This window comes from Dehalobacter sp. TBBPA1 (assembly GCF_040931655.1).
In the GTDB taxonomy this organism is placed as follows: domain Bacteria; phylum Bacillota; class Desulfitobacteriia; order Desulfitobacteriales; family Syntrophobotulaceae; genus Dehalobacter; species Dehalobacter restrictus.
In genome coordinates, this window is record NZ_CP162385.1 from 1634067 (window position 1) to 1657437 (window position 23371).

Sequence of the window (23371 nt, forward strand, 5' to 3'; positions counted from 1 at the left end):
TCCATAAAACCATTTCTAATAGAAAACCTATGCATGCTTTTCATGGACATGCATAGGTTTATACCCGAAAAATCCTTATGGTTTGAGGAAATTCACCTTAAGCAGACAGCTTAGGAAAATATCTTAGCGTTTTTCTGATTGTACTCTTATTTTTTATCCTTTTTTAATCCTTCCCGTTTTAAATAATTCTGCATCCGGATGTCCTGCGGTGCAGACAAGCGGAAAATCCTGCACATCTGAAGAAGCCGGGAGCAGGTCCGTTCTCCCAAATAATGATCGATCTCATCAAAATCAAGATTGGTCGTAATGACAGTCGGCAGCTGCTCGTTCATACGGTAATTCAAGATAGAGTAGATCCGGTTGCGGGACCATTCGGTATAATTATGCGCCCCCAGGTCATCGAGAATCAAAATTGGTACGGTTCTGGCAATATCCAGCAAGTCGTATTCCGTATTTTCACTTTTATTGCTGAATGTAGCGCGCAGTTCATCCAAAAGGTCCGGGACAATCAAAAAGAGCAGCTTGTGATTATTTTCCAGAATCTCATTCGCGATGGAAGCTGCCAAAAACGTTTTGCCACTTCCGACGGAGCCCGTGAAGAGTAGCCCGACTTCATGGGGATTTGCCCGGACATTTTTTACAAATTCCCTGGCGGCCTTCAGTGCTTTTTGGGCATTCAGGTAATCTTCCTGATCCTGCTGTGTGTTTGTGTTCCTATAGTATTCGAGGCTGAATTTTTCAAAACGGCAGTTCATCAGTTCCCTGGACAAACGTGCATATTTAAAGCTGTTTTCAATCCTCTTTTTCTCCATACACGAACAGGGTGCCGCCGTATCTCCATTCAGGACGATTCCCCTGTCTCCGCAGAGCGGGCATACGGCACCAGACTCGGTATTCATTTCAGGCTGAATATTTAACTGAACCTTTGACTCCGTTTTCTGCTGATTGACTGGATTTAGATCCGTTGTAGTCTGGATTCCAGTCCGATCTTCAATGTTCGCGTTTCCCTGATTCGGCAGCACTCTCTCCATGATACGATCCGTTCTTTCCAGATCAAATCCCTCCTCTGACAACAATCTCGTTACCTTTCAATGATCTCTATCTACTTATGTTTCAAATACCATTTTAACATGCTTGTTATTAGTCTGCGTGCCACAGTTCCAGCGTCAAGCGGAGCATGGAGTGCGTAGCGCGGCCTTTTGACGGCCACGGATGGCCTAATGTCGCGATGCCATGGATGGCAAGGAGCGACGCGTCACGGAGGACGCAACGGCCGAAAGCGGAATTGTGGCACGCAGACAAGCCTTAAGAAATTATGTTAGTCTGTGGCCTACAGACTAACCCTAACATAATGGATAATGGACAATATACAAAAGGTTAATTCAATAATTTGTGCATGTAATTTAAGAACACAGTACTAAAGATAAATATTATCATATTTACTTTTCGTTTTTGGTAAGCCTTTCAACGGCTTGACATTTTTCCTGTTTTGTCTGGACTGGAAATTCTGATCCTCAGCCTCGACTTCCAGACGCGTTTTGATCCCCTTCTTCTCCCACTCTCTTAAAATAGAATCGAGATAGCGGAAACTCCGAATCCCGGCGCCAACGCCTCTTCGTAAAGCCTCAATTATCAGTTCTTCGGAATACGAGGCCATCAGCCATTTTTCAATATGTTCACACTCCAGACCGGTTAACGGCCTCCCTAATTCCTGTTCAAACAGTGAAGTCAGCTTAGCCTGAGAAGGGTCCGGCATATTCTCTGTGTTCGTTTTGCCATTACGTTCACTGCCTGAGGACATCTGCTTAAACTCATTGATTCCCCATAATTCCAATAACTGATCGATCAGCCCGCTGAAATCATATTCACGGTTCGTGCCGTTTTTCGCTTTGCGGCTATTGACAGAAAGCAGTCCCCTGGTCTGAAGATTCTGGATCATAATATTGTATTCTTCAAGCGAGAGTCCCATTTTCTTGGTGATCTGTTCCTCAATACGATCACTGTTCGTACTTGACTCAGTCATCATATGAATTATCAGCATCATTTCCTTGTGACCGATTCCAAGTTCCGTATAATGATTAAGAATAAAATCAGGAATTGAAACAGAACCGGAAAATAAAAGAGCTTGACAAAAGCCCCCATATACCTTGTTTTTTGACAATGCTACCACCTCATACCATTCATTGATGTTAGAAAAAAATTATTGGCATTATTGCTACTATTCTATATATTACACTATTACTGTCCTAAAATCCTAAAGATTTTAGGAGGAAAAACAATTTTTTTGACGACATCTTTTCCATGTATTGGAAGGACTTTTGCGTTTTTTTGCCGTAATACTTAACAGAAAGGTGGTGCAGGATATGGATATCTCCAAAGAACTATTTCAAATTATCAACCAATCCGGTGCTCATCCGGCTCTTGGCTGGAAACACTGTCAGCGGGTCTATCATTTATCCAAAGAATTATCTCAGCATCTCAACCTGAATGATGAAGTACTTTATATTTCTGCAATGCTTCACGATACGGGAAAGTACCCGATGTACGCGCTTTCCAACGTCGATCATACCCTCAGATCAAAAGGCGTCGCGATGAACCTGTTGAAGAGCTATCACTTTGAGCAGGAAAAACTGGCAAAAATTCTGGACGCCATTGAATGCCACATGTATTATTCCGAGCCGGGCAACAGTGACGAGGCTATTTATTTAAGGGACGCCAATATCCTTGATAATCTCGGAAACATCGGATTAATGAAACTACTGAGCCTTGTCGGACAGGACGAGCTGATCCCGAGTCCCGATGAGGCTTTAATGCGGGCGCAGACCTTTGCTGAAGCACTGCCCAAAAAAGTGTACTCCAAGACCGGCAGGAGAATCGCTGTCAAACGGCGCGAAGAGATCATGCGTTTTCTGTCAGGGATTAAGCGTCAGACCTCGGAGTATGCCTGGATCTGATTCGTTTTACCGTTTCATTCTTGTTTTTAATAGATCAGAAATGCTCTCAAAGGTATCAATCAGGTTTTCATAGTCTTTGCGCTCATTGCTCCTATCAATGAATAGTTTCAGGTCTTTGCGTAGTTTTGTATAGGCTCTGTTTGCTTCGGAAAGCAGAACTTTTCTCCGGCGTTTGAAGGTTCTTCCCCCTGGTCCTTCTTCTGAAGATCTTTGCTTAACAGATTTGGACGGGTGTGACTGCCATTCCTGAGGCGCAGGATAACCCATCCTATCTTCAATTTCCTTTAGCCAGGGCTTGGAAGGCTTCAGACGCTTGATTTCACCGTCCGCTATCTCCAGGCATTCACCCAGTTCCGGAATGATTGATGCAATCCCGAATTTTTGCTGGACCAGAGATGAAAACGCCTGAATCGCATCATCTTCGCCATGGACCAGGATGAGATGCTCTGCGTTGCCGCCGGCGGCTTTAAGCCAGGCCAGCAATTCATTCTGGTCCGCATGCGCTGAAAAACCTTGGAACGCAACGATTTCGGCGTTGACCGCCACTTTCTCCCCATGGATGGTCACTTCTTTGGCACCGTCAGTTAAAAAGCGGCCAAGTGTCCCTTGAGCCTGATAACCGACAAAGATGACCGTGGCATCGTACCGCCACAGATTATGTTTCAAATGATGTTTGATTCTTCCGGCATCAGCCATCCCGCTAGCCGAAATAATAATCGCGCCGCCCTGTATCGCATTCAGCCGGATCGAATCCTCCGCGGTTTCACTCAAATGAAGATTCTTCATGGCAAACGGGCTTTGTCCTGCCTCCAGCAGCTGCTTTGTTTCCTGATCAAAATTCCGGGGATTCCGCCCAAATATTCTCGTCGCTGCAACAGCCAGCGGACTATCGATGTAAATCGGCATTACCGGAATTTTTTTGTCATCTTGAAGTTTGCGCAGGTAGTACAAAAGGTCCTGTGTCCGATTTATGGCAAAAGCCGGAATGATAATATTGCCGCCTTTTTGGTGGGCATTATTAATGACCCTGGCCAGGTTTTCCATTCGATTGGTTTTATCCGGATGAATCCGGTTGCCGTAGGTTGTTTCCATCACAATCATACAGGCATCTCGTATACCATCAGGATCCTTAAGCATACACGCTTCTTTAATCCCTTCAGGATCTTCGACATAAGGCTGACCGGAAGTCCCGATATCCCCGGAAAATGCAATGGTTTTCATCGTGTTGTTTTCTTTGACGCTGACAATGACATGGGCCGAGCCCAAGATATGCCCGGCATCGGCAAACTGAAAGGACAGCGATTGCGAGATCGCGGTCTTTTGATTATAGGCTACCTCGACAAAGTGCTTTTGAGCATTCACCGCATCTTCAACCGTATAAATCGGTTCGATTAATGGAACATCCGTCCTGCTGTGCTTGCGGTTTTTTCTGGTGACCTCCATTTCCTGGATGTGCCCGCTGTCCGGCAGCATCACAGAACATAGTTCTATGGTTTCCGTCGTCGCATAGATCGGCCCGCTGAAACCTTTTTTGATGAGCTTCGGAATAAGCCCGGAATGGTCAATATGGGCGTGCGTTAAAATCACAGCGTCAAGAAGGTTTGGATCAAACGGAAACACGCCATAATTCAGTTCTTTCATGATCTTAGAACCCTGAAACATTCCACAGTCAATCAGGATTCTGGTATCTGCTGATTCCAGCAAATAACAGGACCCCGTCACAGTCTGACTGGCACCATAAAAACAAAGCTTCATTCGTATTCCCTTCTGCAGCCTTGTGAAGCCACAAAAAAATTTATTCCAGAGTAATAAGTTTCGTCTTCACTGCTTTCAAAGCAGCCTGGGTGCGGTCTTCAACCTCTAGTTTTCTAAAAATACTGGAAAGATGATTTTTGACTGTTTTTTCACTTATAAACAGAGTTAAGCCAATATCTTTGTTTGACGAGCCTTTGACCACATAGGTAAGTATCTCCATTTCCCTGTTGCTTAATCCGAAATGATCTTTTGGACTGTTCGGGTTGGAAAGCTGGCCAAGTAGTTTGCCGGTTACCGACGGGGACAGAATGGGTTCTCCAGCATATACTTTGCGGATGGAATCAACCAGGGCTTTCGGAATAACGTCTTTCAGCAGGTATCCAGCCACCCCGAGCTGTAATACCTGGAACACCTTTTCATCCGAGTCATCAACGGTGAGAATTAAAATCCCAATGTTCGGGAATTCCCTTCTGATGACTTTACAGGCTTCAAGACCATTTACCCCAGGCATATTCAAATCCATCAGCAGAACATCAAACGGCGTCTTCCTCGCCATATTAATTGCCCCTTGACCATCTCCAACTTCGGATACAACCTGAATGCCTTCTTCAAATTCCAGAATTCTTCGTAATCCTTCCCTGAGAAGCGGGTGATCATCGGCAATTACAACCCTTATCATCTTGATCCTTTCCTCCTTTATTCAGAATATGGAATGTTAAACGTAACAACAGTGCCTTTGCCCAGTTCTGATTGAATCGATAATTGTCCGGAGTAAGCCTGAATTCGCTCATTAATTCCAATCAAGCCGAAATGGGAACCGGAATTATCCAAGCCATTGCTTATATCAAATCCTTTACCATCATCAATAATCTGACCGACAATTCTGTCATCCTGAAAATTCAAATGAACCCTGCACTTCGGGGATTCCGCATGTTTGGCCACATTGGTCATCCCTTCTTGAACCAGTCGGAAAAGGGCCACTTCTACGGAAGAATCAAGCTCCCTTTCTTGTCCTTCCACGATAAGTTCACAGGTCAGCCCATACGTTTTTTCAAAATTTTTCATATAATGATTGATGGTATCAACAATTCCCGCTCCATTTAAAGGAATTGGCCTGAGTCCGAAAATGATTCTGCGGATATCCTTCAGATTATCCCTGACCAGCATATTCAGTTCTTTCAATTCTTTTTTCACCTGGCGGTGATCAAGTTCCAGAAGCTTCTCGGCTATTTCCAGACGCAGAACAATGTTGGCCAGACTCTGGGCGGGACCGTCGTGGACTTCACGGGCGACCCTCAGGCGTTCTTCTTCCTGGGCCTTGATGATCTGAAAAGCGGTTTCTTTTCTCTGGTCACTGCTATAGAACTGACTGATCTCACTGATTCCTTCTTTTAAAAGCCGCAGGGCAAGACTGACCTGGCTCATCAGGTCCTCAGCCTTAATCACTGTGATATCCAAATTTTTTAACGTTCTTTCGATTTCATCCCTGCGGGAACGCAGCTGAAGCTCTTTCGCCTGGAGCAGTTGCAGTTCTACCTGTGCATCCTTTGTTTCTGAATACGCTTCGAGCATCTGCTTCTCATTGAACTTATCGAAGTTCTTGTTGACTTCCATCAGCTTCCGACGGAAGCGTTTTTCTTTCATAAACTGGGTATCCACCATTTTGATGGTGTCTTCGATTTCCCTGCGCATAAATTCCAGTTCTTTTTTTAACCGCTGTATTTCGTTGCGGGTCATCTCATAGATGTTAAATATTTCTTCTTTACCGTTCTCGATTGCGTTGAGCGTTGATTCAAAGACAACAGTTAATTTATCCATAGCGTGACTCCTCAATAATCATTTAATGAGTCAATTAATATCTCATTCGACATTTTCTTAATATTTCCTACTTAAGGCGGACAAAAATAAAACTATCCACGGTATTCCGCTAATAACAAGCGAGTACCTCTTGAATCGTACTCGCTTTCAATCACAGAAACTATTATATTGAAATCAACAGCATCATTTTTTCTACCTCGCAGTTTCTAAAAGCTTTACAATTTCCTTAGGTTTTAGAACTTTTCCAAAGGATACCACCTTTTCGTCAATAACCAAGGCTGGCGTGGACATCACACCATAGGCTATGATGTCTTGAATATTGGTAACTTTGATTACTTCGGCAGCAACGCCCGTCTCTTCCAAAGCAACTTTGGTATTTTCAGCAAGGGTAACGCAATTTTTGCAGCCAGATCCTAAAATTTTGATAATCATATTCAATGTCTCCTTTTACTTGAAAATTTAAAGATTATAACCCCTTACATGAGTAAATATCCCAAGGCATTAAATGTATAGCCGATGATAAGAATACCAATGGTTACAATCCCTGCAAATATGACGAGTAGTTTCATTTTTACGACTTTCTTGAGCATGATCAAAGACGGCAGAGAAAGTGCAGTTACAGCCATCATGAAGGATAAAGCAGTTCCCAGACCAACGCCCTTGGCCACCAACGCTTCCGCAATCGGCAGTGTCCCAAAAATATCTGCATACATCGGGACCCCTACCAAAGTAGCCAGCAATACCGAATACCATTTGTCCTGACCCAGAAGTAAGGCAATGATATTTTCAGGAATGAAGTTGTGAATCGCAGCGCCTATACCGACACCTATTAGAATATAGACCCACACTCTTCTCACAATATCACGAACCTGATCTTTAGCCAAATCCAGTCTTTCCCGAGTTGTTAACCGCTCCGGTTCTATTTTCGGCATTTTATTGCTGAATACAAACGGTTCTACATACTTTTCCAGCTTTGCTTTGCTAATCACGGTTCCGCCGATCACTGCCAGAATCAAACCAACGACAACGTAGGCAATGGCAATGGTCCAATTAAAGATACTTGCCAGCAAAAGCACCGAAGCCAAATCCACAAGGGGGGATGATATTAAGAAGGAGAAAGTAACACCAATGGGAAGCCCTGCGCTGGTAAAGCCAATAAAAAGCGGAATGGAAGAACAGGAGCAAAAAGGCGTCACCGTACCGAGTAAAGCGCCTAAAATATTTCCTGAAATACCGTTAAACTTGCCGAGTATTTTTTTGGTTCTTTCCGGCGGGAAAAAGCTTTGGACATAAGAAATGACAAAAATCAGGGCGGCTAGCAAAATAAATATTTTAAGAACGTCATAGATAAAAAAATGGAGACCGCCTCCCCAGCGATCCTGGATACTAAGCCCTAATACATTCTCAACCAAGCGCTTTACCAAATTTGAAAGCCATTCCATCCTGAGCAATTGGTTGTTTAGCCATTCAAATACCATCTAAGTCACCTTCTTGCTGTTTATTTGTTTAATTCAATAGTTATTTTTTTTACTTTTTGTTACATATGATTTTTGTAACCTTATTAAAAAGCCGGCAATGACTTCAAGTTTACTTTCATTGATAGAATACCGCATCCAGATGCCATCCCGCCTGCCATTCACCAGACCGCTTTCACATAAGATCTTCATGTGATAAGAAAGCGTGGATTGGGTTATGTTGAACGCTTCGAGTATCTTACAAGCACATAGTTCCCCATTGCCCAACATGTCAAATATTTTCAATCTTGTTTCATCAGATAATGCTCTCATCGCTAAGGCATAAGCTTGATAATCTTGTTCCAATTCAATTCAACCGCCCCTGTTGTAGGTTTATATATTGATAAACATCAATATGTTTATATATTAGTCAAGACATTGATACTTGTCAATGTCTATGGCATATAAATATCCGGCAAATCGCAGAAAACCTAAGTAAACCTAAAGCACTGGTGAACTGGAAACTTGTAGCGAGTAGATGAAAAGGTCGATTAAGCGATGATCAATAACCAGATAAAAACAAATTAGTCTTAGGCTTTTAGCTGATTAGTTTTTTTCTTCTTTCAGCTTCGGATGGATATGTGCCAGATTGGTGAGCACTGTCGTCAATTTGAAGAAGGTGACCTTACCCCAAACTCAGTGCAAATTCTATTTAGAGGTTAATCCACTTTATGCGACGGAATCTCGTTGGTTTTCAGTTGCTTGAGCAAATTCTCTAGGACTCCTCATTCCGAGGGAGGAATGAGGACGGCGCTCGTTATATTCTTCACGCCAGGCTTCAATCTTTACCCGAGCGTCATTGAGACTGGTGAACCATTGTTCATTGAGACACTCGTCCCGGAACTTTCCGTTAAAGCTTTCAATAAATCCATTTTCCATTGGTTTACCTGGTCGGATAAAGGCTATGTTGACGTTATTGGCCCCAGTCCAGATGCTCATGGCCTTGCTGGTAAATTCACTTCCATTGTCGGTAATGATCGTCTCCGGTAATCCACGCAGCTCTTTTAACATATCCAGGGTTTTAGCAACTCTAGCTCCATTTATGGATGAATCAACGACTATCCTTATGCATTCCCGGGTGTACAGATCAATAATGTTTAAACAGCGGAATCTCCTGCCGCTGGCAAGGGATTCTGAGACAAAGTCCATGGCCCAGATTTGATTGCTTCTGCTGGGCGTAGGAAGAGACAATCTTAGTGCACCGGATAGTTTTTTCCTTTTCTTTATCCTTAAGGATAAACCGGCTTTTCGATATAACCGTTCCGTCTTCTTATGATTGACGACTAATCCTTCCCGGCGTAAAATCTCATGAAGTCTTCGGCAGCCATATCGACGTTTTTTCTGTGCAAGTTCAGTAAGCTTTTCTATTATGGGACCATCATCTGTACGTCTGCTTATATACCTATAGCTTGTCCGGCTTATTCTGCAGAGCTTGCATGAGCGATTTATGGAAAGCCCAAAGCTTTTCCGCATGTCATTCACGATTCTTCTCTTGACCTCGGGCTTTAATACTTTTTTTCAATCACATATTTTAATGCTTGAATATCCAATGCCTGGTCAGCAACAATCCTTTTCAGTTTGTTGTTCTCCTCTTCCAGAGCCCGTAAGCGTTTGAGTTCAGATAATTCAAGATCAGCATACTTCGTTTTCCAGTTGTAATAGGTGGCATCGCTGATCCCATATTTACGACAGGTTTCAGCGACCTTGGCTCCGGCTTCTACTTCTTTCAGAATGGCTATGATTTTTTCTTCCGGATATTTTTTCATTTTCTCATCCCCCATGTGCTTATTTTATTCGATTTCTCTAAATAAAGCTTGCACATTTTTTGGGGGACAGGTCAAAGGTGTCAGCAAGCGTCACATTGTACTTTCATCGTAAGCGCTTAAAAAAGCGCTTACCTTTCATCCTTCACATACTTTATAAATAAAAAACTCTAGAATATTTCTAGAGTTCCATTTTAATCAATTTCTATAGTATTTTTTACTACTTTGACAGCGTGTGTATTTCCCTTTGTTCAACCCTTTTACTCCGTTAGAAGCGGCCTGATATTGTTTCGGATAATTAGTCTTATAACAAGGTTAATTAATTCAATTAAATGTAGACGAAAGCCAATGTTAAACCTACAGCGGCAATTAAAATAAATAACCCCCAATAAAGTTTATTGAATCGGTTCTTTGTGAGTTGGATCATCACCCAAAAGAGTGCGAAACCTCCAATGCTCTTGATTAACAATGGAAGGCTAAAATCAACAAGTGTCCAAACATAGCATCCTGTTAATACTGCGAAGCCAAAGACAACATACATGATTTTACGGAGTTTTGTTTTTAGGTTTTGGTCATCACTAAAAGTAGCGATAAAAAATAAGACCAGGAGCACAGATGCAGCCAGAAAATGCCAGGGAGTATGATTCATTATTTCTATAGGACCTAAAGCTATCAAAAAAAATCCCTCCTAGAATATAATTATGATTTATTATAAGGTGATTAATGTTTCTGAAACTGTTAAGTATTTAACAATTAATAAAAAAAATTTGGAAAGTTGAATTTCCATACCTAAAAATCAGAGAAGTAGCTGCTTGACCCTATTATTTAAATATGTGCGTACTAAGACAAGGGTCATCTTTTAAAATGTAATATCTGTTAGTATGATCGACTATTTTGGCTTCTTTTAACTCATTAAGAGCCTGAATGACCATTACCCGTGAAGAACCAATCATATCAGCTAATTCCTGTTGAGTAATTATTAAATCAATCATTGTCGCGTCTGGCAGCTTTTTCCCATATTGGTTGGCAAGGTTATAAAATAGACGTAATAATCTTTCTTTTACAGTTCGTCTAGTTTCCTTATCTGAATTCATAATGGCATAACGCTTTTGCCCAAGGTAATTAATTATCCTTAAGGCAAAAGAAGGATCTTTCTTAATTAACATTACAAATTGCATTTTACTAAAGCAGCAGATGCAAGCCTCTTCCATGGCTAACGCACTAGAACATTCCTTTTGTTCTTGATATAACGACAACTCACCTAGTACCTCACCGGGACCACAGATATCCAGAATTGTTTCATGTCCATCTTCAGCACTTTGAACAAGTTTAAGTTTTCCTGATTTTACAAGAAATATAGTACCTGTAATATCCCCTTGATAAAAAAGATAGTGTCCTTTGGACAGCCGTTTTTTATTTGTACATTGACACAAGTTTGTAAACTGTTCTTTTTCCAGACCCCGAAACATATCCAATTCTTCTAGGCAAATGAGGCAACGTTTCATGATATTCCCCCTATGTTTATAAAGAAAATATATCAAAATAGATTCAACTTTTCAACAAAGTAAAAATAATCCCGCTTTACTAGCCAGATTATTATTTGGAATTATCATACACAAAACCTGATCAATCTTTTATTGTCCTCGAAAGTGTCCCCTCTTTTAAGAAAAGTTATTGTCAAACAAAGGTTAGCTATCGCTCAATAACAAATATTCAAAGCATTTTATCCTTGACATGAATTCAGCCTTTTGTTATGATTTTATTTGTTCTTCAAAAGAGACATCGGGGCGTGGCGCAGTTTGGTAGCGTGCTTGGTTCGGGACCAAGAGGCCGCAGGTTCGAATCCTGTCGCCCCGACCATTGAAAATCAAAAAGAAACTCCGGGTTTTTACCCGGAGCTTATTTTTTATATTTGATCCACTTTTGAACCTGTTTATTAGTTGTCATATTTAAGCTAAATGTTAAAAACTTACTGAACTAAAATAAACTACCTGTGTATTTAATTCCTATATGCAGATACTACAGATAGATAGATAAATAAATAATAAATAAAAAGGAGGGATATTGAATGGCTAAGTATAAACTGCCGGTTAACAAACAAAGTGTTGCCAGCGAGCTTAATGTTAACCTAGGCCCAGACACCTCCGCAAGACAGAATGGCTCTGTTGGGGGTAGTATGGTTAAGAAAACTTTTGAATATATTAACAGTAGAATCTAGTCATCAAGCCAATAAAAATAATTTACTCCGGGCTTTTACCCGGAGTAAATTTATCTATGACTTAAAACTCTTCCGCAGTACAGACACCATTTTTGATGCTTTCTTTTTTCAGTTCCTGATAGAAATTTGTAAACGTAATTTGCATGTAAGGCATCAGCCAGATATAGCCAAGACAGAACGGGATCGTGGCCAGGATCGCCCAGCCAATGAAGCTGAGGGTAAGCAGGAATAGCTTGCCGCGATAGCCATAGCTGATTTTTTTGCTGAGATCAAAGGCCTTTTTGATACCCATATCAGGATTATCAGCATAAATATAAAAGCTCATCATATAGCCGTACGCTTTAACGATCCCCGGAATAATCAGAAGCAGTGACCATAAAAGTGTCCACAGCACATACCAGAGATACAGCCCGGCGCAATTAATGGCATTTTTAAATCCAGAAAGGACCACTTCAACATTCGGGTCTTCCGCACGACAGAACTTTAAGGCAAAGGTCACCAGACCAATCATGAGCGGGCCCGCAATTAAAATCGTAATAATCGGACCAACACACGGGATCCAAGACAGGATGAACACGATTACAGCATAAATCAGACAGGCCAGGATTGGTCTCAGCCATTGCCCTTTTAACTGGGTGCGGGCCATGGCCCTTAATTCTTTGTTTTCAAGCATTGTAAGCGCTTAAAAAAGCGCTTACCTTTCATCCTTCACATACTTTATAAATAAAAAACTCTAGAATATTTCTAGAGTTCCATTTTAATCAATTTCTATAGTATTTTTTACTACTTTGACAGCGTGTGTATTTCCCTTTGTTCAACCCTTTTACTCCGTTAGAAGCGGCCTGATATTGTTTCGGATAATTAGTCTTATAACAAGGTTAATTAATTCAATTAAATGTAGACGAAAGCCAATGTTAAACCTACAGCGGCAATTAAAATAAATAACCCCCAATAAAGTTTATTGAATCGGTTCTTTGTGAGTTGGATCATCACCCAAAAGAGTGCGAAACCTCCAATGCTCTTGATTAACAATGGAAGGCTAAAATCAACAAGTGTCCAAACATAGCATCCTGTTAATACTGCGAAGCCAAAGACAACATACATGATTTTACGGAGTTTTGTTTTTAGGTTTTGGTCATCACTAAAAGTAGCGATAAAAAATAAGACCAGGAGCACAGATGCAGCCAGAAAATGCCAGGGAGTATGATTCATTATTTCTATAGGACCTAAAGCTATCAAAAAAAATCCCTCCTAGAATATAATTATGATTTATTATAAGGTGATTAATGTTTCTGAAACTGTTAAGTATTTAACAATTAATAAAAAAAATTTGGAAAGTTGAATTTCCATACCTAAAAATCAGAGAAGTAGCTGCTTGACCCTATTATTTAAATATGTGCGTACTAAGACAAGGGTCATCTTTTAAAATGTAATATCTGTTAGTATGATCGACTATTTTGGCTTCTTTTAACTCATTAAGAGCCTGAATGACCATTACCCGTGAAGAACCAATCATATCAGCTAATTCCTGTTGAGTAATTATTAAATCAATCATTGTCGCGTCTGGCAGCTTTTTCCCATATTGGTTGGCAAGGTTATAAAATAGACGTAATAATCTTTCTTTTACAGTTCGTCTAGTTTCCTTATCTGAATTCATAATGGCATAACGCTTTTGCCCAAGGTAATTAATTATCCTTAAGGCAAAAGAAGGATCTTTCTTAATTAACATTACAAATTGCATTTTACTAAAGCAGCAGATGCAAGCCTCTTCCATGGCTAACGCACTAGAACATTCCTTTTGTTCTTGATATAACGACAACTCACCTAGTACCTCACCGGGACCACAGATATCCAGAATTGTTTCATGTCCATCTTCAGCACTTTGAACAAGTTTAAGTTTTCCTGATTTTACAAGAAATATAGTACCTGTAATATCCCCTTGATAAAAAAGATAGTGTCCTTTGGACAGCCGTTTTTTATTTGTACATTGACACAAGTTTGTAAACTGTTCTTTTTCCAGACCCCGAAACATATCCAATTCTTCTAGGCAAATGAGGCAACGTTTCATGATATTCCCCCTATGTTTATAAAGAAAATATATCAAAATAGATTCAACTTTTCAACAAAGTAAAAATAATCCCGCTTTACTAGCCAGATTATTATTTGGAATTATCATACACAAAACCTGATCAATCTTTTATTGTCCTCGAAAGTGTCCCCTCTTTTAAGAAAAGTTATTGTCAAACAAAGGTTAGCTATCGCTCAATAACAAATATTCAAAGCATTTTATCCTTGACATGAATTCAGCCTTTTGTTATGATTTTATTTGTTCTTCAAAAGAGACATCGGGGCGTGGCGCAGTTTGGTAGCGTGCTTGGTTCGGGACCAAGAGGCCGCAGGTTCGAATCCTGTCGCCCCGACCATTGAAAATCAAAAAGAAACTCCGGGTTTTTACCCGGAGCTTATTTTTTATATTTGATCCACTTTTGAACCTGTTTATTAGTTGTCATATTTAAGCTAAATGTTAAAAACTTACTGAACTAAAATAAACTACCTGTGTATTTAATTCCTATATGCAGATACTACAGATAGATAGATAAATAAATAATAAATAAAAAGGAGGGATATTGAATGGCTAAGTATAAACTGCCGGTTAACAAACAAAGTGTTGCCAGCGAGCTTAATGTTAACCTAGGCCCAGACACCTCCGCAAGACAGAATGGCTCTGTTGGGGGTAGTATGGTTAAGAAAACTTTTGAATATATTAACAGTAGAATCTAGTCATCAAGCCAATAAAAATAATTTACTCCGGGCTTTTACCCGGAGTAAATTTATCTATGACTTAAAACTCTTCCGCAGTACAGACACCATTTTTGATGCTTTCTTTTTTCAGTTCCTGATAGAAATTTGTAAACGTAATTTGCATGTAAGGCATCAGCCAGATATAGCCAAGACAGAACGGGATCGTGGCCAGGATCGCCCAGCCAATGAAGCTGAGGGTAAGCAGGAATAGCTTGCCGCGATAGCCATAGCTGATTTTTTTGCTGAGATCAAAGGCCTTTTTGATACCCATATCAGGATTATCAGCATAAATATAAAAGCTCATCATATAGCCGTACGCTTTAACGATCCCCGGAATAATCAGAAGCAGTGACCATAAAAGTGTCCACAGCACATACCAGAGATACAGCCCGGCGCAATTAATGGCATTTTTAAATCCAGAAAGGACCACTTCAACATTCGGGTCTTCCGCACGACAGAACTTTAAGGCAAAGGTCACCAGACCAATCATGAGCGGGCCCGCAATTAAAATCGTAATAATCGGACCAACACACGGGATCCAAGACAGGATGAACACGATTACAGCATAAATCAGACAGGCCAGGATTGGTCTCAGCCATTGCCCTTTTAACTGGGTGCGGGCCATGGCCCTTAATTCTTTGTTTTCAAGCATTGTAAGCGCTTAAAAAAGCGCTTACCTTTCATCCTTCACATACTTTATAAATAAAAAACTCTAGAATATTTCTAGAGTTCCATTTTAATCAATTTCTATAGTATTTTTTACTACTTTGACAGCGTGTGTATTTCCCTTTGTTCAACCCTTTTACTCCGTTAGAAGCGGCCTGATATTGTTTCGGATAATTAGTCTTATAACAAGGTTAATTAATTCAATTAAATGTAGACGAAAGCCAATGTTAAACCTACAGCGGCAATTAAAATAAATAACCCCCAATAAAGTTTATTGAATCGGTTCTTTGTGAGTTGGATCATCACCCAAAAGAGTGCGAAACCTCCAATGCTCTTGATTAACAATGGAAGGCTAAAATCAACAAGTGTCCAAACATAGCATCCTGTTAATACTGCGAAGCCAAAGACAACATACATGATTTTACGGAGTTTTGTTTTTAGGTTTTGGTCATCACTAAAAGTAGCGATAAAAAATAAGACCAGGAGCACAGATGCAGCCAGAAAATGCCAGGGAGTATGATTCATTATTTCTATAGGACCTAAAGCTATCAAAAAAAATCCCTCCTAGAATATAATTATGATTTATTATAAGGTGATTAATGTTTCTGAAACTGTTAAGTATTTAACAATTAATAAAAAAAATTTGGAAAGTTGAATTTCCATACCTAAAAATCAGAGAAGTAGCTGCTTGACCCTATTATTTAAATATGTGCGTACTAAGACAAGGGTCATCTTTTAAAATGTAATATCTGTTAGTATGATCGACTATTTTGGCTTCTTTTAACTCATTAAGAGCCTGAATGACCATTACCCGTGAAGAACCAATCATATCAGCTAATTCCTGTTGAGTAATTATTAAATCAATCATTGTCGCGTCTGGCAGCTTTTTCCCATATTGGTTGGCAAGGTTATAAAATAGACGTAATAATCTTTCTTTTACAGTTCGTCTAGTTTCCTTATCTGAATTCATAATGGCATAACGCTTTTGCCCAAGGTAATTAATTATCCTTAAGGCAAAAGAAGGATCTTTCTTAATTAACATTACAAATTGCATTTTACTAAAGCAGCAGATGCAAGCCTCTTCCATGGCTAACGCACTAGAACATTCCTTTTGTTCTTGATATAACGACAACTCACCTAGTACCTCACCGGGACCACAGATATCCAGAATTGTTTCATGTCCATCTTCAGCACTTTGAACAAGTTTAAGTTTTCCTGATTTTACAAGAAATATAGTACCTGTAATATCCCCTTGATAAAAAAGATAGTGTCCTTTGGACAGCCGTTTTTTATTTGTACATTGACACAAGTTTGTAAACTGTTCTTTTTCCAGACCCCGAAACATATCCAATTCTTCTAGGCAAATGAGGCAACGTTTCATGATATTCCCCCTATGTTTATAAAGAAAATATATCAAAATAGATTCAACTTTTCAACAAAGTAAAAATAATCCCGCTTTACTAGCCAGATTATTATTTGGAATTATCATACACAAAACCTGATCAATCTTTTATTGTCCTCGAAAGTGTCCCCTCTTTTAAGAAAAGTTATTGTCAAACAAAGGTTAGCTATCGCTCAATAACAAATATTCAAAGCATTTTATCCTTGACATGAATTCAGCCTTTTGTTATGATTTTATTTGTTCTTCAAAAGAGACATCGGGGCGTGGCGCAGTTTGGTAGCGTGCTTGGTTCGGGACCAAGAGGCCGCAGGTTCGAATCCTGTCGCCCCGACCATTGAAAATCAAAAAGAAACTCCGGGTTTTTACCCGGAGCTTATTTTTTATATTTGATCCACTTTTGAACCTGTTTATTAGTTGTCATATTTAAGCTAAATGTTAAAAACTTACTGAACTAAAATAAACTACCTGTGTATTTAATTCCTATATGCAGATACTACAGATAGATAGATAAATAAATAATAAATAAAAAGGAGGGATATTGAATGGCTAAGTATAAACTGCCGGTTAACAAACAAAGTGTTGCCAGCGAGCTTAATGTTAACCTAGGCCCAGACACCTCCGCAAGACAGAATGGCTCTGTTGGGGGTAGTATGGTTAAGAAAACTTTTGAATATATTAACAGTAGAATCTAGTCATCAAGCCAATAAAAATAATTTACTCCGGGCTTTTACCCGGAGTAAATTTATCTATGACTTAAAACTCTTCCGCAGTACAGACACCATTTTTGATGCTTTCTTTTTTCAGTTCCTGATAGAAATTTGTAAACGTAATTTGCATGTAAGGCATCAGCCAGATATAGCCAAGACAGAACGGGATCGTGGCCAGGATCGCCCAGCCAATGAAGCTGAGGGTAAGCAGGAATAGCTTGCCGCGATAGCCATAGCTGATTTTTTTGCTGAGATCAAAGGCCTTTTTGATACCCATATCAGGATTATCAGCATAAATATAAAAGCTCATCATATAGCCGTACGCTTTAACGATCCCCGGAATAATCAGAAGCAGTGACCATAAAAGTGTCCACAGCACATACCAGAGATACAGCCCGGCGCAATTAATGGCATTTTTAAATCCAGAAAGGACCACTTCAACATTCGGGTCTTCCGCACGACAGAACTTTAAGGCAAAGGTCACCAGGCCAATCATGAGCGGCCCCGCAATTAAAATCGTAATAATCGGACCAACACACGGGATCCAAGACAGGATGAACACGATTACAGCATAAATCAGACAGGCCAGGATTGGTCTCAGCCATTGCCCTTTTAACTGGGTGCGGGCCATGGCCCTTAATTCTTTGTTTTCAAGCATTTTCTAGTCCCCTTTCAAAATTATTAATGATGACTCCAGATGAATAATTTCATCTTAACGAAAGAAGCAACAAAATTCAAGCATTTTTGCTATATTTTACCTTATTTTGCATTTGCTTCTCCTTCTACTTGATCTTATTTCTCTACATGCTAAACTATGATTACTTAAACGCATTTTTGTTTGGAAGGTGACTGCCATGTTAAACGGCAAATTAACCCGAATACGTCCGCTCGAGATTGATGATCTGGACACCTTGTATGAATGGTATAATGATCACGACTTCTCTTACTGGATCAGCGGCAATTGGCCGCTTGCAACCCTGCTGCGCCGGGAAGATCTGGAGAGCAAACTTTTTGAAGAGGATGCCAACCGCTATGCGATTACGGATTTACAAGGCAGCCTTATCGGTACAATTGGTTTCGATCAGGTCAATATTCCGGCCAGATCGGCCCGCATCTATATCGGAATTGGTCTCCAAGATTACTGGGGAAAGGGTTATGGGACCGATGCGCTGACTGCTTTTATCCGCTACCTGTTTGGCCAGTGGAATTTCCGAAGACTGACCGCCGAAACCTGGGTCAATAACACCCGGGCGCTCTCCTGCTATGAAAAGCTGGGCTTCATTGCCGAAGGCAGGCTGCGTGAAGCCTATTATGTGGAAGGGCAATATTTTGACGCAATCATCTTAGGTTTATTAAAAAAAGATTATGCCGAGGTCGTCCGCCTTTAGACTCTCTTGATCTCTGTGTAAAATAGTTGCATTCTTGACAGGATTGCAGTATGATGATTGCAAGTTTGACTGATCTATACAGCAAAACTGAATACGTTCTTTACTCTGGGGATAGGTGTAATTCCTTACCGGCGGTACAGCCCGCGAGCCTTATGGCAGATTCGTTGAAATTACGAAGCCGACAGTTAAAGTCTGGATGGAAAGAGCAAAACATGGTGTGATCGTGCACGTGCTTATCGTATATGTCGCGTAGCCTCTCACCTGCTTGTTTTGAATGACTGTTGATCTGAATGATGACGCCCGGAGTATTTCCGGGCATTTTTTATTATCTTTCTAGTATTTTTTCTATGATTTATCAATGATTTATATTTTTATTTGCAACTTGTTAATGACTGGAGGGTACATCCATTGCCTGATCGTTTTACCACAGAAGATAAAAACTACATGGAACGCGCGCTGAACCTTGCCGTACTGGCAGTAGGCAGAACCAGTCCAAATCCGCTTGTGGGCTGTGTCATTGTCCGGGATGGGCAGATTGTCGGGGAAGGCTACCATAGGAAAGCCGGTACGCCGCATGCGGAAGTCCATGCCTTAAATGCTGCAGGATCAAGCGCAGAAGGTGCCAATGTCTATGTCACACTGGAACCCTGCTCCCATTACGGCCGTACACCTCCCTGCACCGATGCGCTGATTGCAGCAGGCGTAAAGAAAGTGATTGTCGCGATGACGGACCCGAATCCGCTGGTCAGCGGTCAGGGTGTGAAAAAGTTGCAGGATGCCGGTATTCTTGTCGAAACCGGTCTGCTGGCTGAAAAAGCGCGAAAAATTAATGAGCCTTTTCTGAAAGCGATTATCACAAAAATGCCCTTTGTACTGTATAAAGCTGCAATGACGCTCGATGGCCGAACTGCCGTAGAATCAGGAGACTCCAAATGGATCACTTCGGAAGAGGCCAGACATTTCGTTCATGGGTTAAGAAATACTTTTGACGTCATTATGGTCGGCAGTCAAACAGTCCTTCAGGATAACCCGCTCTTAACCTGCCGCAATATTGAGAATGGCCGGGACCCGGTACGGCTGATCGTCGATGGTTCCCTGTCTGTTCCTTTGAACGCTCAGGTCCTCCGGAACGAATCTGCCAGCCGCTGCATCATCGCGACAACAAAGGCTGCTGACGAGAATAAGCTGCTGCGGTTGCGCGAAACATTTGCTGCCGACAAGGTTGAGATCTGGCAGTATGATACGTCGAGACAGGTTCCCTTGCCGGACCTGCTGAGAGATATCGCGGCCGGAGGCTTAAACAGCATCTTATTGGAAGGTGGCGGCACGCTCGCCGGTAAAATGCTGGAATCCAGGCTGATTGATCAAATCATGTTTATGTTGGCCCCGAAACTGGCCGGATCCGGTTTCTCCCCGCTCTCAGGCCTGCACCTCGCCAGCATGTCCGAGGCAGTAACTGTCAGTCAACTGGCGGTCTGCAAACTGGGAGGAAATTATAGTTTTACCGGGACAGTTGACTATAACCATACCAATAAAATGGGAAGTGACAAATAATGTTTACCGGAATCATTGAAGAACTGGGCACAATAAAAAACATAGACCTGCTGAAAGACTCCGCCAGATTAACCATTGATGCTTCACTTGTGCTGAAGGGATCCCAAATCGGAGACAGCATTGCCGTCAACGGGGTCTGTCTTACAGTGACCGCCATTGGTTCGGGAAGTTTTTCTGTCGATGTTATGTACGAGACCCTGCAGCGAACAAACCTTCAAGAATTAAAGCCGCAGACAAAAGTTAACCTGGAAAGAGCGCTGCAGCTGCAAAGCCGTTTGGGCGGCCATCTGGTGAGCGGCCATGTCGATGGCACCGGAAAAATTACTGCCATCAGTCCGGTCGGCATTGCTCAAATCTATCGAATTCAAACGTCCCCGGAGACAACCTCCTTCCTGCTGCCGAAAGGATCTGTGGCCATCGACGGAATCTCATTAACGGTCATTGATGCCGGGAATGACTTTTTTACCGTCTCCCTGATCCCCCACACCTTTCAGCATACGACATTCGGCTTTAAACGCGTTGGTTCTACGGTGAATCTTGAAACCGATCTCATCGGAAAATATGTAGCAAAATTCTTACAAAAGGACCACAGCCCACCCCAAACCAAAACGGAAATTTCCCTCGCATTTCTAACTGAAAATGGTTTTATCTAACGTTTAGCAAACGTTTTATCTGACGAAAGGAGCTTAAACAGATGACACAACAAGAAAATATTTTTGCAAGCATTCCGGAGGCTATCGAAGATATCCGTCAGGGCAAAATGATTATCGTCGTCGATGATGAAGACAGGGAAAATGAAGGCGATATTATCATGGCTGCTTCCAAGGTGACTCCTGACGCGATCAATTTTATGGCTACCTACGGCCGGGGTTTGATCTGTACTTCTCTGACTGCCGCAAGGCTTAAAGAACTGGATTTGGATCTGATGGTCCGGAACAACACAGATCCCCACGGCACAGCTTTTACGGTCAGCGTTGATGCCGCAACCAGCACCACAGGAATTTCCGCGTTTGAGCGGGCTGCTACGATTCAAGTGCTGATTAATAAAGATAGTAAGGCGGAGGATTTGCGCAGACCGGGTCATATTTTCCCGCTGCAGGCCCGGGAAGGCGGTGTCCTTGTCAGAGCCGGCCATACCGAAGGATCGGTCGATCTGGCCCGGCTGGCCGGTCTTGAACCGGCCGGGGTCCTTTGTGAAATCATGAATGAAGACGGGACAATGGCCAGAGTGAACGACCTGCTGAAATTTAAGGAAAAACACAATCTGAAAATGGTGACGATCAAAGATTTGATCAGTTACCGCCGCCTGAACGAGAGACTTATCGAAAGAGCCGAAAGTATTGATTTCCCAACAGAATTTGGGACATTTAAGGCAGTCGGCTTTAAAAGTAAAATTGACGGCAAGGAACATCTGGCCCTGGTCAAAGGCAATGTCGGCGACGGGGAACCCGTTTTGGTCAGAGTCCACTCCGAATGTCTGACGGGAGATGTTTTTTATTCGCGAAGATGCGACTGCCGGGACCAGTTAACGGCAGCCATTCAGCAAATCGAACGCGAAGGGCGCGGACTGCTTCTCTATATGCGCCAGGAAGGCCGGGGAATCGGACTTCTGAATAAATTGAAGGCGTATAAACTTCAGGAAGAAGGCAAAGACACTGTCGAAGCAAATCTGGCGCTGGGTTTCCCGCCTGATCTGCGTGATTATGGCGTCGGCGCTCAAATATTAGCTGATCTCGGTATCACCAAAGTCCGTCTGATGACGAATAATCCCAAGAAAATCGTAGGTCTGGAAGGCTACGGCATTCAAGTTACCGAACGCGTCCCGATCGAAATGCCCGCGAAACCTGAAAATGAATACTACCTGTCAACTAAAAAAGAAAAAATGGGCCATTTTTTGACCAATATTCGCTGATCGGTAATAACCGGCAATCCTTAATTGACGAATGACAAAGACATTAAGGAGTATAGAGAACTAAAGACCAAATATCATAACCAAATAGCCTAAAAGAAATATGACCGAACAGGCTGCAAAAGAAAGGATGGATATCATTTGAAAACCATTGAAGGAAAACTGTTAGCTGAGAATTTAAAGTTTGCGATTGTTGCCGGAAGATTTAATGAGTTTATTACAAATAAGCTTATTGGCGGCGCTTTGGATGCGCTGAAAAGACATGGCGCTGATGAGGACAATATCGAACTCGTCTGGGTCCCCGGTGCTTTTGAAATTCCGTTGGCCGCCAAAAAGATCGCTGAACAAAAACGCTTTGATGCGGTCATCTGCCTTGGCGCGGTGATCAGAGGGGCTACACCGCATTTTGACTATGTCAGCAGCGAAGTCAGCAAAGGTGTCGCTAATGTCGGTCTGGAAACAGGCGTTCCTGTGATCTTCGGCGTTCTGACCACCGACACGATTGAGCAGGCCATTGAACGGGCAGGCACGAAATCCGGCAATAAAGGTTTTGATGCTGCCGTAACCGCGATTGAAACCGCGAATCTGTTTAAGCAGCTTGCGTAGTTAGATCGATTCTTAAAACAAGGCAAATAAAAGACGGGAAGGATATACCGCTGTATAACCTTACCCGTCTTTTTTACTCATGGATCTCCACTTGCTAACAAATAATCTTAGATCGATCCTCCGGATTTTTCAATAAGTTTCCCAAGACGTTCATAGACTTTGCTTGCTTCATTCGCCAGCTGAAGATAGCGGTGCCGGATTTCATCATTCGAGGCTTTGGTGGCAAATGTCATATACCCGGAAGCCGCTGCCGAGACATCTTTTTCGTAGTCATACATCATATCTAGATCCGAAAAATTACTCATAAACTTAATA

At 41.6% G+C, this 23371-nt stretch carries 28 protein-coding genes, 3 tRNA genes and 1 riboswitch; of the genes, 12 read left to right on the forward strand and 19 right to left on the reverse strand.

The features are described from left to right. Nucleotides 1-146: 146 nt before the first annotated feature. Together AB3489_RS07975 and AB3489_RS07980 are read right to left on the reverse strand one after the other, a co-directional pair. Complete coding sequence (locus AB3489_RS07975) at nucleotides 147-1076, reverse strand: ATP-binding protein (RefSeq protein ID WP_368292483.1); 930 nt, start codon at nucleotides 1074-1076, stop codon at nucleotides 147-149. 341 nt (nucleotides 1077-1417) lie between these two features. Then, entirely contained in the window at nucleotides 1418-2161 is a 744-nt protein-coding gene (locus AB3489_RS07980) for a DnaD domain-containing protein (RefSeq protein WP_368292485.1), read from the reverse strand. Nucleotides 2162-2363: 202 nt separating this feature from the next. Between AB3489_RS07980 and AB3489_RS07985 the strand changes: the two genes are divergently transcribed. After that, the gene (locus AB3489_RS07985; protein WP_368292487.1) at nucleotides 2364-2954 is read left to right on the forward strand and encodes an HD domain-containing protein; all 591 of its coding nucleotides are present in this window, start codon (nucleotides 2364-2366) and stop codon (nucleotides 2952-2954) included. Nucleotides 2955-2960: 6 nt separating this feature from the next. Here AB3489_RS07985 and AB3489_RS07990 read toward each other — a convergent pair whose 3' ends face one another. The 9 genes from AB3489_RS07990 to AB3489_RS08030 form a co-directional block, all read right to left on the reverse strand. Then, the gene (locus AB3489_RS07990) at nucleotides 2961-4709 is read right to left on the reverse strand and encodes an MBL fold metallo-hydrolase RNA specificity domain-containing protein (RefSeq protein WP_368292488.1); all 1749 of its coding nucleotides are present in this window, start codon (nucleotides 4707-4709) and stop codon (nucleotides 2961-2963) included. 40 nt (nucleotides 4710-4749) lie between these two features. Then, entirely contained in the window at nucleotides 4750-5388 is a 639-nt protein-coding gene (locus tag AB3489_RS07995) for a response regulator transcription factor (protein ID WP_015042641.1), read from the reverse strand. Between the two features lie 17 nt (nucleotides 5389-5405). Beyond that, the gene (locus tag AB3489_RS08000; protein ID WP_368292491.1) at nucleotides 5406-6527 is read right to left on the reverse strand and encodes a sensor histidine kinase; all 1122 of its coding nucleotides are present in this window, start codon (nucleotides 6525-6527) and stop codon (nucleotides 5406-5408) included. 192 nt (nucleotides 6528-6719) lie between these two features. Next, nucleotides 6720-6959 carry a thioredoxin family protein gene (locus AB3489_RS08005; protein WP_368292493.1) on the reverse strand — a complete coding sequence of 80 codons (240 nt, stop codon included), beginning with the start codon at nucleotides 6957-6959 and terminating at the stop codon, nucleotides 6720-6722. 44 nt (nucleotides 6960-7003) lie between these two features. Then, the gene (locus AB3489_RS08010; RefSeq protein ID WP_019225334.1) at nucleotides 7004-8005 is read right to left on the reverse strand and encodes a permease; all 1002 of its coding nucleotides are present in this window, start codon (nucleotides 8003-8005) and stop codon (nucleotides 7004-7006) included. 33 nt (nucleotides 8006-8038) lie between these two features. Continuing rightward, on the reverse strand, nucleotides 8039-8314 hold the full coding sequence (locus AB3489_RS08015) for a helix-turn-helix transcriptional regulator (RefSeq protein WP_141690642.1): 276 nt from the start codon (nucleotides 8312-8314) through the stop codon (nucleotides 8039-8041). A 396-nt stretch (nucleotides 8315-8710) separates the two neighbouring features. Next, nucleotides 8711-9807, reverse strand: a protein-coding gene (locus AB3489_RS08020) for an IS3 family transposase (protein ID WP_141690638.1) whose coding sequence is annotated in 2 segments (ribosomal slippage) — nucleotides 8711-9561 and nucleotides 9561-9807 — 1098 coding nt in all. Because the reading frame shifts where the segments join, the coding sequence is not laid out codon by codon here. Between the two features lie 325 nt (nucleotides 9808-10132). Beyond that, nucleotides 10133-10480, reverse strand: a complete 348-nt coding sequence (locus AB3489_RS08025) for a hypothetical protein (RefSeq protein ID WP_019226898.1) — start codon at nucleotides 10478-10480, stop codon at nucleotides 10133-10135. A 145-nt stretch (nucleotides 10481-10625) separates the two neighbouring features. Beyond that, nucleotides 10626-11309 carry a Crp/Fnr family transcriptional regulator gene (locus tag AB3489_RS08030; RefSeq protein ID WP_019226899.1) on the reverse strand — a complete coding sequence of 228 codons (684 nt, stop codon included), beginning with the start codon at nucleotides 11307-11309 and terminating at the stop codon, nucleotides 10626-10628. Nucleotides 11310-11587: 278 nt separating this feature from the next. On the opposite strand from AB3489_RS08030, the gene AB3489_RS08035 reads away from it, so the two are divergent. Both AB3489_RS08035 and AB3489_RS08040 read left to right on the forward strand, forming a co-directional pair. Then, nucleotides 11588-11664, forward strand: a tRNA-Pro gene (locus AB3489_RS08035). A gap of 208 nt (nucleotides 11665-11872) precedes the next feature. Beyond that, on the forward strand, nucleotides 11873-12022 hold the full coding sequence (locus AB3489_RS08040; protein ID WP_019226900.1) for a small, acid-soluble spore protein, alpha/beta type: 150 nt from the start codon (nucleotides 11873-11875) through the stop codon (nucleotides 12020-12022). Between the two features lie 61 nt (nucleotides 12023-12083). On the opposite strand, the gene AB3489_RS08045 is transcribed toward AB3489_RS08040, so the two are convergent. The 3 genes from AB3489_RS08045 to AB3489_RS08055 form a co-directional block, all read right to left on the reverse strand. Then, nucleotides 12084-12695, reverse strand: coding sequence for a DUF975 family protein (locus tag AB3489_RS08045; RefSeq protein ID WP_019226901.1), 612 nt, complete (start codon nucleotides 12693-12695; stop codon nucleotides 12084-12086). Nucleotides 12696-12913: 218 nt separating this feature from the next. Next, nucleotides 12914-13261 (reverse strand): hypothetical protein, encoded by a 348-nt coding sequence (locus AB3489_RS08050; RefSeq protein ID WP_019226898.1) that lies wholly within the window; start codon nucleotides 13259-13261, stop codon nucleotides 12914-12916. A 145-nt stretch (nucleotides 13262-13406) separates the two neighbouring features. Beyond that, the gene (locus AB3489_RS08055) at nucleotides 13407-14090 is read right to left on the reverse strand and encodes a Crp/Fnr family transcriptional regulator (RefSeq protein ID WP_019226899.1); all 684 of its coding nucleotides are present in this window, start codon (nucleotides 14088-14090) and stop codon (nucleotides 13407-13409) included. A 278-nt stretch (nucleotides 14091-14368) separates the two neighbouring features. Here AB3489_RS08055 and AB3489_RS08060 point away from each other — a divergent pair. Continuing rightward, a tRNA-Pro gene (locus AB3489_RS08060) sits at nucleotides 14369-14445 on the forward strand. 208 nt (nucleotides 14446-14653) lie between these two features. Continuing rightward, complete coding sequence (locus tag AB3489_RS08065; protein WP_019226900.1) at nucleotides 14654-14803, forward strand: small, acid-soluble spore protein, alpha/beta type; 150 nt, start codon at nucleotides 14654-14656, stop codon at nucleotides 14801-14803. A 61-nt stretch (nucleotides 14804-14864) separates the two neighbouring features. Here the strand turns inward: AB3489_RS08065 and AB3489_RS08070 are convergent, their stop codons facing one another. The 3 genes from AB3489_RS08070 to AB3489_RS08080 all read right to left on the reverse strand — a co-directional run bounded on the left by AB3489_RS08070 (nucleotide 14865) and on the right by AB3489_RS08080 (nucleotide 16871). Beyond that, on the reverse strand, nucleotides 14865-15476 hold the full coding sequence (locus AB3489_RS08070) for a DUF975 family protein (RefSeq protein WP_019226901.1): 612 nt from the start codon (nucleotides 15474-15476) through the stop codon (nucleotides 14865-14867). A 218-nt stretch (nucleotides 15477-15694) separates the two neighbouring features. Further along, a complete protein-coding gene (locus tag AB3489_RS08075) occupies nucleotides 15695-16042 on the reverse strand; it encodes a hypothetical protein (protein ID WP_019226898.1) in 348 nt (115 codons plus the stop codon). A gap of 145 nt (nucleotides 16043-16187) precedes the next feature. Next, complete coding sequence (locus AB3489_RS08080) at nucleotides 16188-16871, reverse strand: Crp/Fnr family transcriptional regulator (RefSeq protein ID WP_019226899.1); 684 nt, start codon at nucleotides 16869-16871, stop codon at nucleotides 16188-16190. 278 nt (nucleotides 16872-17149) lie between these two features. On the opposite strand from AB3489_RS08080, the gene AB3489_RS08085 reads away from it, so the two are divergent. Together AB3489_RS08085 and AB3489_RS08090 are read left to right on the forward strand one after the other, a co-directional pair. Next, nucleotides 17150-17226, forward strand: a tRNA-Pro gene (locus AB3489_RS08085). A gap of 208 nt (nucleotides 17227-17434) precedes the next feature. Next, nucleotides 17435-17584 carry a small, acid-soluble spore protein, alpha/beta type gene (locus tag AB3489_RS08090; RefSeq protein WP_019226900.1) on the forward strand — a complete coding sequence of 50 codons (150 nt, stop codon included), beginning with the start codon at nucleotides 17435-17437 and terminating at the stop codon, nucleotides 17582-17584. Nucleotides 17585-17645: 61 nt separating this feature from the next. On the opposite strand, the gene AB3489_RS08095 is transcribed toward AB3489_RS08090, so the two are convergent. Then, complete coding sequence (locus AB3489_RS08095) at nucleotides 17646-18257, reverse strand: DUF975 family protein (protein ID WP_019226901.1); 612 nt, start codon at nucleotides 18255-18257, stop codon at nucleotides 17646-17648. A 196-nt stretch (nucleotides 18258-18453) separates the two neighbouring features. Here AB3489_RS08095 and AB3489_RS08100 point away from each other — a divergent pair, with 196 nt between their 5' ends. The 5 genes from AB3489_RS08100 to ribE all read left to right on the forward strand — a co-directional run bounded on the left by AB3489_RS08100 (nucleotide 18454) and on the right by ribE (nucleotide 23056). Then, nucleotides 18454-18987 carry a GNAT family N-acetyltransferase gene (locus AB3489_RS08100; protein WP_019226902.1) on the forward strand — a complete coding sequence of 178 codons (534 nt, stop codon included), beginning with the start codon at nucleotides 18454-18456 and terminating at the stop codon, nucleotides 18985-18987. A gap of 97 nt (nucleotides 18988-19084) precedes the next feature. Then, a riboswitch (FMN riboswitch) is annotated at nucleotides 19085-19199 on the forward strand. Between the two features lie 196 nt (nucleotides 19200-19395). Continuing rightward, nucleotides 19396-20541, forward strand: a complete 1146-nt coding sequence (gene ribD, locus AB3489_RS08105) for a bifunctional diaminohydroxyphosphoribosylaminopyrimidine deaminase/5-amino-6-(5-phosphoribosylamino)uracil reductase RibD (RefSeq protein ID WP_019226903.1) — start codon at nucleotides 19396-19398, stop codon at nucleotides 20539-20541. Beyond that, nucleotides 20541-21194 (forward strand): riboflavin synthase, encoded by a 654-nt coding sequence (locus tag AB3489_RS08110; protein WP_019226904.1) that lies wholly within the window; start codon nucleotides 20541-20543, stop codon nucleotides 21192-21194. The genes ribD and AB3489_RS08110 overlap by 1 nt, the downstream gene beginning before the upstream one ends. A 41-nt stretch (nucleotides 21195-21235) precedes the next feature. After that, nucleotides 21236-22453: a bifunctional 3,4-dihydroxy-2-butanone-4-phosphate synthase/GTP cyclohydrolase II gene (locus AB3489_RS08115; protein WP_019226905.1), complete on the forward strand. Its 1218-nt coding sequence runs from the start codon at nucleotides 21236-21238 to the stop codon at nucleotides 22451-22453. A 138-nt stretch (nucleotides 22454-22591) separates the two neighbouring features. Continuing rightward, nucleotides 22592-23056, forward strand: coding sequence for a 6,7-dimethyl-8-ribityllumazine synthase (gene ribE / locus AB3489_RS08120; protein WP_015042627.1), 465 nt, complete (start codon nucleotides 22592-22594; stop codon nucleotides 23054-23056). A 107-nt stretch (nucleotides 23057-23163) separates the two neighbouring features. Here the strand turns inward: ribE and AB3489_RS08125 are convergent, their stop codons facing one another. Continuing rightward, a complete protein-coding gene (locus AB3489_RS08125) occupies nucleotides 23164-23361 on the reverse strand; it encodes a spore coat protein (protein WP_015042626.1) in 198 nt (65 codons plus the stop codon). Nucleotides 23362-23371 lie beyond the last annotated feature (10 nt).